The sequence below is a fragment of the Paraburkholderia sp. BL21I4N1 genome, from assembly GCF_002973525.1.
Classification (GTDB): domain Bacteria; phylum Pseudomonadota; class Gammaproteobacteria; order Burkholderiales; family Burkholderiaceae; genus Paraburkholderia.
The window spans coordinates 200,711-216,711 of sequence record NZ_PVEN01000007.1 but is presented as its reverse complement, the minus strand read 5'-3'; the positions used below and the strand labels follow the sequence as shown (position 1 = coordinate 216,711).

The 16,001-nt window shown below is 64.2% G+C and carries 14 protein-coding genes; 2 read left to right on the top strand and 12 right to left on the bottom strand.

What is annotated here, in order from left to right; genetic code table 11:
- Position 1: 1 nt before the first annotated feature.
- On the bottom strand, positions 2-574 hold the full coding sequence (locus B0G83_RS19880) for a helix-turn-helix domain-containing protein (protein WP_105509104.1): 573 nt from the start codon (positions 572-574) through the stop codon (positions 2-4).
- Positions 575-806: 232 nt separating this feature from the next.
- Between B0G83_RS19880 and B0G83_RS19875 the strand changes: the two genes are divergently transcribed.
- Positions 807-1,511 (top strand): YceH family protein, encoded by a 705-nt coding sequence (locus tag B0G83_RS19875; RefSeq protein WP_105509103.1) that lies wholly within the window; start codon positions 807-809, stop codon positions 1,509-1,511.
- Between the two features lie 78 nt (positions 1,512-1,589).
- Here B0G83_RS19875 and B0G83_RS19870 read toward each other — a convergent pair whose 3' ends face one another.
- From B0G83_RS19870 to B0G83_RS19830, 9 genes are all read right to left on the bottom strand, one after another.
- Positions 1,590-2,483: a MipA/OmpV family protein gene (locus B0G83_RS19870; RefSeq protein ID WP_105509102.1), complete on the bottom strand. Its 894-nt coding sequence runs from the start codon at positions 2,481-2,483 to the stop codon at positions 1,590-1,592.
- Positions 2,480-3,373 carry a carboxylesterase gene (locus tag B0G83_RS19865; protein WP_105509101.1) on the bottom strand — a complete coding sequence of 298 codons (894 nt, stop codon included), beginning with the start codon at positions 3,371-3,373 and terminating at the stop codon, positions 2,480-2,482. Before B0G83_RS19865 ends, B0G83_RS19870 begins: the two co-directional genes overlap by 4 nt.
- Before the next feature lie 3 nt (positions 3,374-3,376).
- Complete coding sequence (locus B0G83_RS19860; protein WP_105509100.1) at positions 3,377-4,147, bottom strand: DUF4118 domain-containing protein; 771 nt, start codon at positions 4,145-4,147, stop codon at positions 3,377-3,379.
- A gap of 309 nt (positions 4,148-4,456) precedes the next feature.
- A complete protein-coding gene (locus B0G83_RS19855) occupies positions 4,457-4,975 on the bottom strand; it encodes an SLATT domain-containing protein (RefSeq protein ID WP_105509099.1) in 519 nt (172 codons plus the stop codon).
- A gap of 99 nt (positions 4,976-5,074) precedes the next feature.
- Positions 5,075-6,370: an acyl-CoA dehydrogenase family protein gene (locus B0G83_RS19850; RefSeq protein ID WP_105509098.1), complete on the bottom strand. Its 1,296-nt coding sequence runs from the start codon at positions 6,368-6,370 to the stop codon at positions 5,075-5,077.
- Between the two features lie 204 nt (positions 6,371-6,574).
- Complete coding sequence (locus B0G83_RS19845; RefSeq protein WP_105509097.1) at positions 6,575-7,006, bottom strand: DUF1801 domain-containing protein; 432 nt, start codon at positions 7,004-7,006, stop codon at positions 6,575-6,577.
- A 146-nt stretch (positions 7,007-7,152) separates the two neighbouring features.
- Positions 7,153-8,799, bottom strand: coding sequence for a reprolysin-like metallopeptidase (locus B0G83_RS19840; protein WP_181156969.1), 1,647 nt, complete (start codon positions 8,797-8,799; stop codon positions 7,153-7,155).
- Between the two features lie 690 nt (positions 8,800-9,489).
- On the bottom strand, positions 9,490-10,533 hold the full coding sequence (locus B0G83_RS19835) for a rod shape-determining protein (RefSeq protein ID WP_105509095.1): 1,044 nt from the start codon (positions 10,531-10,533) through the stop codon (positions 9,490-9,492).
- A 120-nt stretch (positions 10,534-10,653) separates the two neighbouring features.
- On the bottom strand, positions 10,654-11,220 hold the full coding sequence (locus B0G83_RS19830) for a hypothetical protein (RefSeq protein ID WP_146120264.1): 567 nt from the start codon (positions 11,218-11,220) through the stop codon (positions 10,654-10,656).
- An 83-nt stretch (positions 11,221-11,303) separates the two neighbouring features.
- Here B0G83_RS19830 and B0G83_RS19825 point away from each other — a divergent pair, with 83 nt between their 5' ends.
- Positions 11,304-12,536, top strand: coding sequence for a GNAT family N-acetyltransferase (locus B0G83_RS19825; protein ID WP_258167993.1), 1,233 nt, complete (start codon positions 11,304-11,306; stop codon positions 12,534-12,536).
- Positions 12,537-12,657: 121 nt separating this feature from the next.
- Here B0G83_RS19825 and B0G83_RS19820 read toward each other — a convergent pair whose 3' ends face one another.
- Positions 12,658-13,419 carry a hypothetical protein gene (locus B0G83_RS19820; RefSeq protein ID WP_105509093.1) on the bottom strand — a complete coding sequence of 254 codons (762 nt, stop codon included), beginning with the start codon at positions 13,417-13,419 and terminating at the stop codon, positions 12,658-12,660.
- 24 nt (positions 13,420-13,443) lie between these two features.
- The gene (locus B0G83_RS19815) at positions 13,444-15,978 is read right to left on the bottom strand and encodes a TonB-dependent siderophore receptor (protein WP_374954929.1); all 2,535 of its coding nucleotides are present in this window, start codon (positions 15,976-15,978) and stop codon (positions 13,444-13,446) included.
- Positions 15,979-16,001: the final 23 nt, after the last annotated feature.

Genomic DNA, 16,001 nt, shown 5'->3' with positions numbered 1-16,001 from the left:
CTCACACGATGAAAAGAAAGTAATGGGCGCCGCTCCGCGCGGGCGTCACGAAAGCGCTCGGACCGAACAGGCGGTAGCGCAGGCAGTCGCCCGGCTGCAGGTCGTGGCTCTGACCGTCGACGGTGATCCGCAGTTGGCCTGCCAGCAGAATCAGATGATGTTCGAGGCCGGGTCGCGGCGACGCGTCGTAGGTAATGTGAGCGCCGGGATCGAGTTCGCACTCCAGCGCTTCGCCGGCCAACGCCTGCGCGGGCGGCGACACGGAGCGGCGCCGGAAGCCGGCCGCGGCGTCGGTCCACAAGGGCTGCGCAGCGCGCGGCACGAGCGGCGCGAAGTCTTCCTCGACCATCTGCATGAGACGCGACATCGGCAGGCCGTAGGCCACGCACAGCTTGCCGAGCACGCTCGCGGTCGGGCTCACGGCGGCGTTTTCGAGGCGCGACAGCGTGGCACGGCTAACGCCGCTGAGCCGCGCGAGATCGTCGAGCGACCAGTTGCGTTCGGCGCGTAGCGCGCGCAGTCGCTGCGCGATGCGACGGTCGATGGCGTTGTCGTCGGGGAGGGTGTTTTCCATATTCGGGAAATTATCTCGAATATGGAAATTCGTCAATCAAACCAAAAAAGGGGGCTTGAAATGCGATCCGGCGCTCGCCGCGTGCGCGCGGACCGGCCGCGACCGGGTTTGATGCACCGCGCACCGTCTGGCCCGTTTATCATAGGGGCCGCCATCCAGAACGCGCCGCCAGGCTGTGCAAGGCAACGCCTCCCATCTACGAGACCCGGCGACTCCCGCCGCAACAAGATCCATGAATACCACTCCCGACGCTGTTTCCCGCCCCCCCATCCGCGCGCTGACCTTGCTCGAAGGGCGCGTGCTCAGCGTGCTCGTCGAAAAGCAGCACACCGTGCCGGATAGTTATCCGCTGTCGTTGAACGCGCTGACTTTGGGCTGCAATCAGAAAACCGGCCGCGCGCCGGTGATGAATGCCAGCGAAGCCGAAGTGTTGACCGCCGTCGACGGTCTGAAGCGGCTGAGCCTCGTCATGGAAGGCAGCAGCAGCCGCGTGCCGCGTTTCGAGCAGAACATGAACCGGGTGCTGGGCTTGCCGAGCCAGTCGGGCGCGTTGCTAACCACCTTGCTGTTGCGCGGCCCGCAGACCGCGGCCGAATTGCGGCTGAACAGCGCGCGTCTGCATGGTTTCGCGGACATCTCGTCGGTCGAGGCGTTTCTCGATGAACTTGCAACCAACGACCCGCCGCGCGTCGTCAAACTGGCGCGCACGCCCGGCGAACGCGAGAACCGCTGGATGCATCTGCTGTGCGGTGAAGTCAGCGCGAGCGATCTGGCTCAACCGGGCGATGACGACGAATCCGTGCCGTTGTCCGCGTTCGAGGCGGTGAAGGCCGAACAGAAGCGGCTCGCGGAAGAGGTGAACCGACTGCGGGCGGTCGTGCGGCGCATGGCTGGGGAGTTGGGGATCGCGATCGACGATCTGGGCGACGACGCCTGAGCGACGTCGTACCGATTGCGCGCTTGAATCGACACAGGCCGACGCCGGTCGGCCCGCTCCGCGCGCAATCAACGACAACTAGAACTTATAGTTCACCGACGCAAGCGTATTTAACTCGAAGCGCTTTTCGGTAATCGGGCTATTCGCCGCATTGTGTTCGAGGCGCCCGAAGGTCGCGGCAATCGAGCCGTTCCAATGCCGCGAAAAGTCGTAGGTCACCATCGCGTTCATATGGATGTCGCGTATGCCGGCGCTGGTGTCGTAAGTGGGCAGACCCGACGCTGCGCTCTGCTGCTGCGAGACGCCGAAAAAGGTCCGCGTGTACGTGCCGTTGGCCCACGTGAAGCCCGGTCCGACCGAGAACAGCCAGCCGCCCACCGGCGCGGACGCCACCAGATCGGTGCTGATCGTCGTGCCTTGATGATGCCCGGCGATGTCCTGATACAACGCCACCGATCCGGTGAACGCCCACCACGTATAGTCGGCGAACAGCTTCAGCTTGGGGCCGCCATCCACGTCGCCGAGACCGTGCAGGTGCGGATCGTCCGACTCCTTGCGCGACTGGAAATCGAAACTCAGCGCCGCGCCCAGGTGATAGGCCGAGGCTGGTCCGCGCAACACATTCACGCCGAGCACGTCCGGGCCTTGCGAGAAGAAGCGGTCGTCGTAGGAAATATCCAGCGCCGGAAACGGGATGTAGCTCAGTTGCCGCGAGCCGGGATACTTAGGCGTGACCACGAGACCCGGGCCGACGCCGATCTTCCATTTGCTGTCGGAAGACGTGGCGGTAGCGGTGCCGGGGTCTGCGCTCGCTGCGGATGTCGCGGGCGTCGTGTCGTCCGCATGAGCGGCCTGTGCTGCCGCCAAGGCCAGCACCGCGCCGCTCAGCGCCAATGTCCGCACCAGCGACGCACGCGCCGGCCGGCCTTGAACGACGAGGCCGTGCCCAGCAAGCTTCACGCGCGCGCTCATGCGCGCTCCTTGCCGAGTGCCGCCAGTTGCCGCAGGCGCCGCGCGAGCGCCTTCGAGACGACCGGCTGGCGACCGTCGTCGCCGCTCCGAACGGCTTCGCTTTCGCGCAGAAACAGCGCGGTTTCACGCGCGACGATCTCGCGCTCGTTGTCCGACGTAATCATGTGATACGAATCGTCCAGCCAGATTGTCCGTAAGAAGGCCGCGCCGATATGGCTGGCCACGAATTGGGCGTTGCGTGGGCTCGATGTCTCGTCGTCGATCGCATGCACGATCAGGCAATCCGTCTTGATGTCGCGCACCAGCGTGCGCACTTCCGACGCCAGACGGCTCGCCTCGTGCAAGGCCGGCAGCGAGATCGTGGACGGCCCGACTTCGCTGAAGTCGCTGCGCTGCATGGCGCGCGCGATCTTCGCGCGCAGCGCTTCGTTGCGCAGGCCGAACGGCTCGGCTTCGCGATAGCGCCAGCGCCTGCGCATCGGCGTGTAGTACGCCCAATTGAGCAGGAAGCGATACCAGGGAATCGCCCAGCCGTCGTAAGAGAGGGTCAAGGACAGCAGCACCAGCGCTTGCGCCTGCGGCCGCCGATGCGCAAGCGCGAGGGCCAGCGCCGAGCCGATCGACAGCCCGCAGATCGATACATGCGTATAGCGCTCGGCGAGCGCGTCGTATTCGCGCACGGCTGCGTCGATCCACGTTTCCATTGCGGCTTCTTTGGAACCGGCGCTATAGCCTGGCAGGAGCGGTGCGCAAGCGGTAAAACCTTCCGCATTCAGATAGCGCGCGAGAAAACGCAATTCGAGCGGCGAACTCGATAGACCGTGCAGCATCAGCACCGCGTGGTCGTCGCCGGGAAAGAACAGGCGGGTCGGCTGGGTCGGTTGATTCATCGCTCAGACTCCGATCCGCAAGACGAGGAAGTCACCCGCGTGCGTGGTGAAGCGTTCGCACACGCATTCGGTGAGCTTCGCCGCGCCGTCGCCGGTTTTCAGGCGCACACGGTGCGTGCCTGGGCGCAACGCTTTGCCCAGACGCTGAATGTCGTCGGGATCGACGTCGGCAAAGCGCGGGCCCGGCGCGATTTCATTGGGCAGGCGCGGCAGCACGCTGTGCTGTTTCAGATCGTCGGCCGGTTGCAGCGCGTCGCGTTCGAGCGCCTGAATAAAAATGAAGGTGCGGTGGTGATGCGACAGATGGCGCAACAAGCGGTGCGTTTCGTCGACGGCGCGGCGCGCCAGCATCCGTTCGTTGTCGTGACGCAGCAGCATTTCATAGCGCGACTGCGCGACCGACGCGATCAACTCCGCGCGGAACTGCGAGCGCCGCAAGCGTTCGATCAGAATAATGACGAGCAGCGTGACGAGCGGATAGGAAATCAGCAGCACCACGTCTGCGTGGTTGAACGTGGTGATGGCCGCGTAGGGCGGCACGAACAGATAGTCGGCGATGCCGAGGCCGAGCAGCATCACGGTCAGCGCGGGCGCCAAACCGAAAAAATACTCGACCAGCGACGCCGCGATGCAGAACGCGGTGCCCGGCAGGAACGGGCCGATTAATGGGTGAAGCAACATGCGCACGTCGCAGGCAACCGCCAATGCAGCGGCCGCGACTAGCCAGGCGCGTGTACCCCGTGGTGCCCAGCGGCGGGCGTTTTGGACATGCATGATATTTTTTTAGGGAGCGATTTCGCGCCCGATTGAGTGTGGCCTGCGCATTCAAAGCGCAGGCCGGACGATACCATAATCAGGCCGCCTTAAAGGCCGCCAAAACGTAAGGCTTCTGGCATCGGACAGTAAGGCGGCGCGGCGAATCCGGGAGGAATGACGCGGGGATGAAGCGAGGCATTCCGAGCGTCACGGATTATGGCGAGCGCTGGCTTAAGTGAGGCTTAAGCCGTGGCCCCGGTGGCCGAAGCACGATGGTGGGATCGACGCGCCGCCGCTGTGCGCTGACGCCTGATGGCGTCGCGCGGATCAGGCGTCGCGGCTGCGCAGCGGGTCGGTGGAGAGCTTGCGCTGCGTGCGGTAAAACACGCGGGGCGGCACATTGGGCGAATCTTCGGCGAGCCGGTCGAGTTCTTCGCGTGTGGCGGCGAGGTAGTGGCCGTCGCGCGCGTCGGCGTCGCCCACGAAAATCGCTTCGAGGCGGCGGCGCACCGCGCCATAACGCGCGCCGGCGGCGCGGTGCTTTTCCGCGCGCTCCGCATAGCGCAGAAAGACTTGCAACGCCGACGACACCGCCGCCGCGACGCTCACCAGGCCTACGAAGATCCGCAACGCCGGCGAGACCGCCGCCGCGGTCAGCGACGCGAACACGGCGGTGCCGACGAACGCGGTCAAGGCGGTGACCAGCCAGCCGAGCTGGCGGTCGCGTGCGGCCAGCAGGTCGGCCATGTCGTAATGGCTCATCTGCGATTCGCGCGCGCGGCGGATCCACTTCAGCAGCAGTTCGGCTTCGTCGACGGGTGGCTCGTAGGCGGGCAGGTTCTTCATGACGCTCGGCGGGGCGGTTCGGTTGCGCAAGCTTAGCGCATGCGTGTGCCGGCTGTGTGCCCTATGACGGCGTAGGTTGGATCCCCTTCGAGACCCAGGCTAATACGCGGCGGCAGAAACAGCGGCTGAAGTCGCGACCGCCGCCGGAGCACTCGGCTGCTCCAGCCCGAAGCGCTCGTTATGCGCGTTACCGTTCAGATAGAAGTCGCCGATCGCGGCCTCGCGGACGATCGCGGGATTATGCGAAGCGAGCACGCGCGCATTGCGCCAGTAGCGGTCGAAGCGGCGCGACTCGCTGGTCGCCGAGGCGCCGCCCACTTCAAACAACAGTGTCGCCGCTTGCAGCGTCTGTTCGATCACGATCTGCTGCGCCTGAAACGTTTGAATGTCGAGGTGGACGTAGGCCTGTTCATCGGTGCGGCCTTGCGCGCGGGCCGACGAGACGTCGTCGATCGCACGCGCCAGCGACGTGCTGAGGCTCTGCGTCGAATACGCGAGGCTCGCGAGCCGTCCGATCACGCGCTGCACCAGCGGGTTGTCGCGTGGGCTCGATTCGCCGGGAATGCCGAAGGTGCGCGTTTTGGCCCGCGTAAAGGCCACCGCGTCGCGCAGCGCGGCGCGGCTGATGCCCGCCAGATTCGCGATGTGCAACGCCTGATAGTACGTGGTGAGCAGGCTGTTGCGGCGCGGCTCCGACGCGCGATAGCGGCGGTACAGATTGTCGATCGCGACCGGCACATGGTTGAAGCGCGCGGTGCCGCTGCCGGTGAGGCGCTGGCCGAAGCCGTCCCAGTCGTCGATCCGATCGAGCCCCGGCGCATCGGCCTTGACGATGACGCGCACGTGGCTCTCGCCGTCGTGCGCGGTGACGTCGACCCAGTCCGCGTAGAGCGTGCCGGTGGTGTAGTACTTTTCGCCGTCGAGATGCCAGGCGCCGTCAGTCTGCGTGAGCCGCACGCTGTTGTCGGTCGCCGCGCCGCGCTCGGAGGTCGCGCCGCCGATAATCTGGCCTTGCGCGATGCGGGTGAACCAGCGGTCGCGCAACGGTTCGTCGTCGCTTTCCAGCAGCGACTCGATAAAGCCGCCGTGTACGCGCAGGATTTGCGGCAGGTTCGAATCGGCTTCGCCGAGCCGTGTGACCAACGCCAGAAACTCCGTGAACGACACGCCGTCGCCGCCGTACGCTTTCGGTACGCGCAGTCTGGTGTAACCCGCTTCGCGCAACCAGTCGACCGGCGCGTAGGCGAGCTCGCGCTGCTGTTCGCGCTGCACCGCGCCTTCGGCAATGCGCGCGAAAACCGGTGCAAAGCGACGCGTCAGATCGTCTTCACCGAATAGTCGTGCGGCGTCGGCGATGGAATGGGTCGGGGTTGCTTGTGATTCGTTTGCTGCCATGAGTTCTCCAAAACGGGTGCGCTTGGTGCGCAATCGGAGAACGGTACGGGAGCAGGGCGGCCGCTAGCAACGAAGTATTTGGCCGATTCTTAGAACGAGGCGTGAAATGCCCGCTGGGTTGAGCGATTGCATCGATCGCCAGTGATCATGCGGCCGCGCGGGATCGCTTCACGCAGGACCACGGGCGCGGTTCAGCGAAATGATTTACGCGCGCGGCTTGCTTTTCTTCTTCGCCGCACGTTCGGCGAGCGCTTCGCTATTGGCTTTCACGGCGGCCTGAATCAGTTGCCTGAAGGCGGTCTCGTTGAGCTTCTCGCCTTCGTGAATGTCGATCGCGCGCCGCGTATTGCCGTCGAGGCTGGCATTGAAAAGCTTCTTCGGATCCTTGAGCGCGGCGCCGCGCGCGAACGTGAGCTTGACGGCCTGCTTGTACGATTCGCCGGTGCAGACAATGCCGTCGTGCGACCACACGGGCGTGCCCATCCATTTCCACTCTTCCTGGATGTCGGCGTCGGCCGCGTGAATCAGTTCGCGGATGCGAGCGAGCGTTTCGCCACGCCAGTCCGCCAGCTCTTCGATCCGTTTGGTGATGTTCGCTGATGCGGTGTCGTTATCCGGATGAACGGTTGCCTTCATGTTGTCTCCGATTTTTTCGGTGTTGGAACAGGACGCGCAAGTAGCGCAAACGCGTCCAGCACTCGACGGCGTTCGCGTAGCTTATCAGGCGCACCGTGCGGAAAATTATCGGCACGGCGCGTTGCGGCGTGTGGCGTCTCGTGTCTTTACTGGATCGTGAAGTTCGACCGTGAAACCGCGAAGAAAACGTTGCCGATGCAACTGACCCTGAGGCGCGCTTTCGAGGTTGGCTCGCCCATGCGCGGCAGCATGACGGACGCGCTACCGGTGTTCGGCACTGCGGCGGCCAGCGCTCGCGGCAGATAGGTGTAGCCGCCATCCACCGACAGATCGATACGCACCTCGGCACAGGAGATCGGCGCCTTGTCGGTGTTCGCGACGTCCCAGCCGATCGTCTGGATGGCGCCGCCGGATAACGCCGCGGAGCCGTCTGGCAGTTTCACGGCAAAAGGCCGCGCGGTTTTCAGCACGGTGAGCGTGACGTCGGAACTGGCGGTGGTGTCGTGGACGCGATCGCGCGCCGTCAAGCGAAATGTCATTCTGCGGTTCGTGGCAGGGTAGGCCTCGCCGTTGCCCAACGGCTCGTCACCCAGAACGGCGGCGAGACGCGGAAACACGCGCTCGCCGCTGGTATTGGGAAGGTAGGAGCGGAACAGCGGACCGACGCCGTCGTCCTTGAGCACGGGGCCTTGCAGCGGGCCCGCATCGAACTGTTCCCAGCCATAAGTCGTCGTTGCGCCGGTGCTGCCGCTTGCGTGTCCCCTCAGGACGAATGGCGTGCCCGAAGGAATCGTGAGCGAGTCGAGCCCGCCACCCGACAGATTGAACGGGTCGATGTCCGGCGCGCTGCCCCGATTGACCGTTTTGACCGCGCAGTCGCCCCCTCTCGACGAAATCCAGGCATTCGCCTGAGCCTGACTGACGGCATGGAAGTAGGGATCCGTATGGTTTTGCAGGTTCTCCGAAGGCAAACACATGCCCGCGTAGCCCATGATCGTCGAGCCGCTGCCGGGTTCGAGCGCCGAGTCCGCCAACGTCGCTCGTCCGCCGCCGCAACGGTTGAAGGTGTGCCACGCGCCGAACTGATGCCCCAGTTCATGCGCGACAAAATCGACGTAGAACGCATCCCCCACGGGATTGGTTCGCCCCGTGGTGCCGGCCGCCTTGTTGTCTCGACCCGCCTCGTTGCGGCAGGTATTGCCGATCCGACCGACAATACCGCCGCTAGCGGTGGTGACGACGTGTCCGAGATCGAAACCGGAAGCGCCGATCACGCGGTCCAGGTTCGCGACGTTGGCCAGCAACATGTCGCCGGTTCTCCGGTATGGGTCGGTGGCGGGGTTCGTATAAATAAGCTTGTCGTTATTCGGAATCAAGGTCAGATGCACGCCTAAATCCTGCTCGAATATTTCATTGACGCGGTTGACGATCAGGCTGACGGCCGCCAATCCGCCGCTCACCGTGCCGCCGAATTTGGCGGTATAGGCACTGGTCGCGGCAATGGCAATCCGATAATCGCGGCGAATATTGCCGGTCGCGGTGCGCGACTGAAATGCGTCGCGTTGCGGGATTAATGGTTGATCGGCGGAAATGGAAGCGGAATCGATGACCCGCTCGTAAAATGGCTGATCCGAAGCCGGCAGCGAATGACGGCGGAAGCTCCAGTATTGTCCGCCGCGCGCCTGGGCGTTTTGCACCTTGCCGCTCAGCGTTTCGGCGGGCTGCACCAGCCAGGCGCCGTCTTTGTCGTACACCATGGCTTTCATGCCTTGCGGCGACATATCCAGACGCACGGTGCGTCCCGCGCTGTCGTGACCCTTCAGGCTGCGGATTTCCGGATAGCGTTGCGCCAGCGCCGGCGGCAGGGTTCCGGAATCGGACAGGACAAATTCGGAAAAATCCCCTTCAGGTAAAGGTAAAGATAGCCGGACATCCGGATATTTATATCGCGACGTTATTGCCTCGGAATTGATCGGAATGGCTGCTATTTCCGATTTTAAGCGGGTAAAATCCAAGGTGAGAATTCGCCCTTGTACGGGAGATCCGGCTTCAAGGCTTGATTTACGTGTGTGGTTTAGCGTGTTGTCTGAATCTTGCCAAAATACGCGTGACTCGGTTGCGTCGGCGGCGGACAGGATAAAGGCGCCGCTAAAAAGCAGGGCGCAATAAATGCAAATGCGTTCTAACGCTCGTGACATGGAATTTCCCTCGCGATATTCCGATCCAGAAAGAAGCGCATTCGATCGGGATAGTGAATAAGATAATGCGGCGGCTACCGGGCGAAATATAACGTCGGCTCCATGGGCAGCCTATGCGTCGCAGCGGCACACGGGGGGGGAAGCGAGGGGAAGTGATTCAGAAAATCGCGGCGCGGGTGCGGGCGGCGTTCGCCCATGCCCCGCCATTAGATGCCCATGCACACGCGGGCGCGGCCTGCTCCGGCCTGAAGCCGGGTTTTAGAAAGCCGCGCCGCGCCCGCCGTGTCACTCGTACGAAAACGCCCCGCCAAACTTCTCGATCCGCTCCAGCGCCATGCCCGACCCACGCACCACGCAGGTGAGCGGCGCTTCGGCGACGAACGCGGGTAGCCCGGTTTCCTCGGCCAGCAGCCGGTCGAGGTCGCGTAGCAACGCTCCGCCGCCCGCCAGCGTGATGCCCCGTTCGGCGATGTCCGCACCCAGTTCCGGCGGCGTCTGTTCCAGCGCGATCTTCACGGCGGAGACGATCTGGTTGAGCGGGTCGGTGAGCGCTTCGAGAATTTCGTTGCTCGACACCGTGAAACTGCGCGGAATGCCTTCCGACATATTGCGGCCCTTGACCTCCATCTCCTTGACTTCGGAGCCCGGAAACGCGGAGCCGATTTCCTTCTTGATCGCTTCGGCGGTTTGCTCGCCGATCAGCATGCCGTAATTGCGGCGAATGTAATTGACGATCGCGTCGTCGAACTTGTCGCCGCCCACTCGCACCGAGCCTTTGTAGACGATGCCGCCGAGCGAGATCACGCCCACTTCGGTGGTGCCGCCGCCGATGTCGACCACCATCGACCCGGTCGCCTCCGACACCGGCAGCCCCGCGCCGGTGGCCGCGGCCATCGGCTCCTCGATCAGATAAACCTGCGAGGCGCCCGCGCTGTGCGCGGCCTCCTTGATCGCGCGCCGCTCCACCTGGGTCGAGCCGCACGGCACACAGATGATGATGCGCGGCGACGGCGCGAACATACGCGTCTCGTGCGCCATCTGGATGAAGCGCTTGATCATCTGCTGCGTGATGTTGAAGTCGGCGATCACGCCGTCTTTCATCGGGCGGATCGCCTCGATATTGCCCGGCACTTTGCCGAGCATCTGTTTTGCTTCCTTGCCGACGGCCAGAATGATCTTCTTGCCGTTCGGACCGCCTTCCTGGCGAATCGACACCACTGAGGGTTCGTCCAGCACGATGCCCTTGCCGCGCATATAAATCAGGGTGTTCGACGTGCCGAGGTCGATAGCCAGGTCATTGGAAAAATAGCCGCGCAGAAAACCGAACATGCAGATACCTGTCTCTTGGGTGCCGGGCGCATGCGCGCCGCCTGGGGATGCCGCCCGAAGGCGGCAGGCGACCAGATGAGGGTCGAAAGAGCGTGAAGAATAACAGTTTCGCGGCGCGGACTACTTCGGCACGCGTGGCCGCAGCGAGTTCTTGGCCTGCCACCGGACGCGCTCGCAATTGCTTTTGACGCGCGTGGCGAATTCGGCCGGGGAGTTCAGTTGCAACGCGCGCAACCGCAGCGCGTCGCGCTCGCCGAGCCGCCAGCCGTTTTGCCAGCGGGCCTCGAAGTCGCTCGCTTCGGTGAGGATCTTGCCGAGCTTCTCCTTGTATTGCGCGATGTCTTCCGGCGAGGCGCCGCAGAAATCCTGGAGAAATCGTGCGCGCTGGCCGGCGGCTTCGCTGCTGGCATTGGCGCCTTCTTCGCTCGCCAGCGCGGGCGGTGGACTCAGCAGGAGGAGCGGCACGAGCAGCGAGGTGGCCGCCGCGCCCAGCAACCGATAGTCCAAACACCTTTTATTCATGGTTGCCTCCTCGTGGCGAGCCTTCGGCGCAAAGAATAGCGCAACCGAGGTGCGTACGCGGCGCTGGTTCGGCGTCGCTGCAAGCTTTTGAAATGTCGCGTTGCCGTACTGTAATGTTCGGCACCGCACACACGCGAATAGCGCCCCGGCGCATGCTTTGCGCATCCGTTTTCACCCATGCCGGCGATGATTCGTGTCCGCGACGTTTGCGCGCGCGTGCCACTGCGTCCGGCTTTCCGGGAGCCAATGTGGACGCGACAACGCAGACCGAGCCGAGCACGCACAGTACGCAAAGCACACGGCGTTACGACATCATCAGCGACGAAGCCGATTTTCGCGCATTGCAGCCGGAATGGGATGCGCTCTGGTTAAGGGCACACGGTTATTACTATCAGTCGTTCAGCTTTTGCTGGCTCGCCTGGAAACATGTGACGAAGCCGCATGGCCGCGGGCTTAAGTGCATTGTGTGTCGCGAAGCAGGGCAACTGGTCATGATCTGGCCGCTCGAAACGGTGAAGCGCGTGCTGTGGACCTATCTGGTGCCGCTCGGCCCCGAAGGCGGCGACTACACCAGCGTCCTCGTCGAGAACGACGCGGCGACCACAGCCCGCGTGGAGGGCGCGTGGAACACGGCCCGGCGGCGCTGCGGCGCCGATTTCATTCACCTGCCGTATGTGCGCAACACGCTCGATCTGCACCGGCTGGTGACACGCGAGCGTCATGTGCTGTTTGCCGAACCGCACAACGCGTCGGCCGCGAAACTGCGCGGGCAGGGCACTTGGGACGACTATTGCCGCACGCTCGGCACGCTGTTCGGCAAACGGCCCGGCACCTTCGCGAACCGGTTGTCGAAAGAAGGCCAGGTGGCCGTGCGCGTCATGGATCCGGCGGAAGAAAGCGAGACCGCCGCGATTATCGAGTGGATGTTCAACTGCAAGCGCAGCTGGAGCGATCGGGTCGGCAAACGCAGCGTGTGGCTCGACTCGCCGGAGTTCGAACGCTTTCTCGGCAAGCTGATCTATTCGGCCGACGTGCCTTCGATGGCGCGTCTGATCGTGGTCACGCTGGACGAAGCGCCGGTGGCCGGAATTATCGTCAGTCTGGGTAATCCGTGGGCGAGCGCGATTTTCGCGGGCTACGACCCGTACTTCGGCAAATGCTGTCCCGGCCTGATCGCGGTTGAGCAATGCGTCAAATGGGCCTTTGATAACGACTACGACCTCGACTTCGGCGTCGGTGTCGAGCGTTTCAAATCGTACTGGTCGCGCGACGAGGCGAGCACCGCGTGGACCGTGCAGATCGTCAATTCGACCTGGGGACTTCTGGCGATGCGGGCCCGGCGCGGTGCGAGGCAGGTGGCCGAGCGGGCAAAGCGCCTCGTGCATCCCGACGCGCCTGATGCACCCGAGGCAGGCAAAGCCGCCGAGGTGCGGGACCCCGCGCGGCAGCCTGCCACGCGCGCGCGGCCGCAGCCGGAGTGATTCGCCGGGAGCGGGCAGGAGCGCGGCTGCCGCTGCACGCAAACGAACGGGTTGAAGCGGGCGATTTGAAAACAGACCCGAACCGCCACCGCGTGAAGCGGTGGCAACGAGATCAGGTCGCTCAGGACGCGGCGGCCCAGTCGACCGCGGCATCGAACAGACTGCCGCCCGCCGGCGACAGATTGCCGAACGTGTCGTTGTTCAGAAAGAACATCACGCGCCGGGCCGGCGCGAGCGATTCGTAGTCCATCGTCGCGCCTTTTTCATACGCGAAAATCGCCGCTTTCTCGGGTTGGCCGTAGAGCGTCGCGATGATTGCCGCGCCGAGCCCCGGCTTGCCCCAGCTCATCGCCGCCTGTTTGCCGTAGACGTTCGTCACGCCCGCCGGCAAGCCGGCCGCCATGGGATGCGGCGCATTGACGAGCCACAGATAGCGCTCCTTATCCGCTTCGCCGAAATCGACGTCATGACGTTTGCCTGTCATCGCAAAGTCGTCGAGCAGGTCGTTTTCCCACGTCAATAGCGGCCTGGGCAAACTGCGCCAGCCGCTCGCCACCTGCTTCGACGACACCGTCGACGAGATCAGCACCAGATCGGCGTCGCCCGCCGCCTCGGGCGGTTGCGCCTCATCCAGCATTCGCACGCTGTAACCGCGCGCGCCGAGATGCGCCGCGATCTTCTGATCGACGGTCAGATTCGGGCCGTTCAGTTGCACGACCATCACGACTTTCTTGCCGCTCACGCTGGCATTCGACGCGGCTCGCGCATGCGGCGTCGCCGCGCTCAGCAGCGCGCCAACACCGACGCTTGCCGCGGCGAACAGGGTGCGGCGCTTGCGCACGGACGCGAGGGATTGATTCGTGCGACGAGTCCAAAGCTTCATGAGAGATCCGTAGTTGGCGGTTCATCAAAACTCGAGCGTGGACAGCAACGACACTTGCCGTGCGTCGCCGACCGAGACGAAGTACTTGTTTACGCTCGACGGGTAGTACGTCTTGTTGAACAGGTTCTTCACATTAAGCTGGAACGTCAGATGGCGATTGCCGAGTTTCGTCTCGTAGGTCGCGAACAGATCCGCCACGGTGTACGACGGCAGCGTGAAGCTGTTCGCCGAATCGCCCGGACGCGCACCCACGTAATGCGCGTCGCCGCCCACGCGCAACTGATCGCCGCCGAAGATCGTGCCGAAGTCGTAGACCGCTGCAAACGACGCCGTATTCCGCGGCGCATTCCATAACCGGTTGCCGGCGTACAGCGGGTCTTCGGTGGTCTTCGCGTCGATATAGGCGTAGCTGGCGATCACGCTCCAGCGCGGCCCGATCTGACCGGCCACGTCGAGTTCCACGCCGCGCGAACGGGCCTTGCCGGCGGTGCGCCAGTCGGTCTGTTTGGTGGTGTCGTTGTACTGCTGCACCAGCACGTTCTTCTTGTCGATATTGAAGAGCGCAAGCGTGCCGGTCAGGCCGGCCGGCATCGCCACTTTCGCGCCGAGTTCCCACGAAGTGGCCTGCTCGGGCTGCACCGACGAGTCGATCACCACGCCGGAAGACAGCGGCGCGATCGTCGAGTTCGGCTTGAGCGATTGCGAATAGCTGCCGTAAAGCGACACCGTGTCGGTCCATTTGTAGACGAGGCCCGCGCGCGGCAGCCACTTGTTGCCGTTGATATCGGTGTTGGTGACGAACGGCCGCCCCTTGCCCGCGATCTGGTTGTAGTCCAGAAAACGCACACCGCCGATCAGGATCCACTTGTCGCTCAGATGCAGACTGTCCTGCATGAACAGCGAGCGATCGTGCAGCGTGTCGGTCTGATCGCTGTCGCTCGCCGACACCGTGCTCGACGGACTTTCCAGACCGTACACCGGACTGAAATAGTTGAACGGATAACGGGTGGCCTGGCGCAGCAGATCGCGCCTATAGATGCGCCGGTATTCGTCGTCGACACCGATCTGCAGGTCGTTGCGCAGACCCGCCAAGTTGAAATGGCCGTCGACATAGGCGATCGCGTAGCTGTCCGTGCTGAGCGCGCCATGGGTCGCGTCGTTGCTGCGCGACACCGCGCCTGTCGTGCTGTTGATGCCTTGCACGCGCAACTGGTTGGCGTCGTACGTCTCGCGGTTGTAGCTGTAGCCGAAGTGCGCTTTCCAGTCGGCGTTGATCTGATGATCGACGCCAAGCTGCGCGAGATGCGATTCGCCGGTCATCTCGTTGAACGGCTGGTCGAGACGCTCGCGGCTCGAAATCGTCAACGGCTGGTTGGTCTTCGGATCGAGCGCCGTACCGCGGTCGAACGGGTAAAGAAACTGGCGGTATTCGTACGACACCACCACCTGGGTATCGCGTCCGTACCACGCGAGCGATGGCGCCGCCAGCGTCTCGCGATGCTCGCCGAAGTTGCGCCAGTACTGCTCGTCGGTACGATCCAGCACCAATCGGTAGGCGAGGCGCGAATCGCCGATCGGCCCGGTGGTGTCGAGCGTCGCGTCCGCGCCGTTGCGGCCGTGGCCGTAGGTCGACGCGCCCAGCGAGATCGCGTGATACGGCGTCAGCAGCGGCTGTTTGCTCACCACGTTGATGACGCCGCCCGGGTCCATGATGCCGTACAGCAGCGAGGTTGGCCCCTTGAGCACTTCGACGCTGTCGGCGGCGGCGTTCAGGCCGCGCCCTTGCACGAGCGGCATGCCGTTGTGCATGACCGAGCCGTCGCGATTGCCGCCGAAGCCGCGCTTGAGCAAGGTGTCCTGCGTGCCCGCGAGCGTGTTGCCCTGCACGATGCCGCTCACGTTCGCCAGCGCGTCGTCCAGATTACGCGGCCGCTGGTCGCGCAACACCTGGGCGGGCACTACGTTGACGGCTTGCGCGGTGTCGAGCAGCGGCGTATCGGAACGCGTGATGTTGGCTTCGGCGGGCGGCCGGTAGCTGCCGGCTTTCACTGCCTGCGAATTGACGGAGACCGTCGGCAGGGTGGTGCCGTCAGCGGTGGCCTTGACGTGTTCGACCAGCGTGTAGCCGCCGTTCGGCTGCTGCACCGCGCCGAGGCCGGTGCCGCGCAGAATGCGCTCCAGCGCTTGCGGCACTTCGTAGTCGCCGCGCAGACCTTCGCTCGTGCGGCCGGCTGTCAACGCGGCCGGGAACGACAGCAGCAACCCGGTCTCGCGGCCGAAGCGGTTCAGTGTGGCTTCGAGCGGCCCGGCCGGAATGTCGTAGGTTTTGCGCGCTGGCGCTTCGGTAAGGGCGCCGGCCGAACCGTCGGCGGCAAGTGCCACGTTGAGCGGCAGCCCCGCCGAGATCAGCGCGGCGGTGGCCAGATGCCGCGCAAGGCGTGCCGGCCGCCTCGCGTGTGCCGACCCGTGGCTGCCGCGCGGGTCGCGGCCGGCCTTTCGATACTGTCCCATGTTCAAAGCTCGCTGGAAGATAGACGATGTGTTGCTCTCATCTCCCATGTCCCGCGAGATTCGAAAACAGC